This is a genomic window from Xanthomonas sp. WHRI 1810A (assembly GCF_040202885.1).
In the GTDB taxonomy this organism is placed as follows: Bacteria; Pseudomonadota; Gammaproteobacteria; order Pseudomonadales; family Pseudomonadaceae; genus Aquipseudomonas.
The window spans coordinates 1-507 of sequence record NZ_JBEGED010000076.1 but is presented as its reverse complement, the minus strand read 5'-3'; the positions used below and the strand labels follow the sequence as shown (position 1 = coordinate 507).

Genomic DNA, 507 nt, shown 5'->3' with positions numbered 1-507 from the left:
GGCTATTGCCGCGCGGTGGACGGGCAGTGCCCCAAGGAGCTGGCCATCACCGGCGGCTCGCGCATCGAGGGCATCGGCCGCCCGCGGGTGGAGTCCAGCTTCATCGCCAGCTGCGTGGACATGATGATCAAGGTGCCCGACGCCTTGAGCCTGGCGGCGATGCGCCACGTCAGCGCCACGCTCGGCCGCCGCGTCGGCGGCTCCACCGGCACCAATTTCGTCGGTGTGCTGCAGGCGGCCCAGCGCATGCGCGAGGCCGGCCGTAGCGGCTCCATCGTCACCATCCTGTGCGATGCCGGCGAGCGTTATGCGCACAGCTATTACGACCCGGCCTGGTACGTGGCGCACACCATCGACGTCACCGACAGCACTGCGGCCATTGCCATCGCCGTCAACGGCGGCGACTTGCCCACGTTGCCTTGTGCGGCGCTGGAATGACCGCCATATCCTTGGAGCTGCCATCGACACTGCTGCGCCTCGCGACGTTTTGCTAGCCACACGTGTTGA

The 507-nt window shown here is 67.9% G+C and carries 1 pseudogene; it reads left to right on the top strand.

Annotated elements, in window-relative coordinates:
* Window positions 1-438: pseudogene (locus tag ABQX22_RS26815) on the top strand (PLP-dependent cysteine synthase family protein); the annotation flags it as partial.
* Window positions 439-507 lie beyond the last annotated feature (69 nt).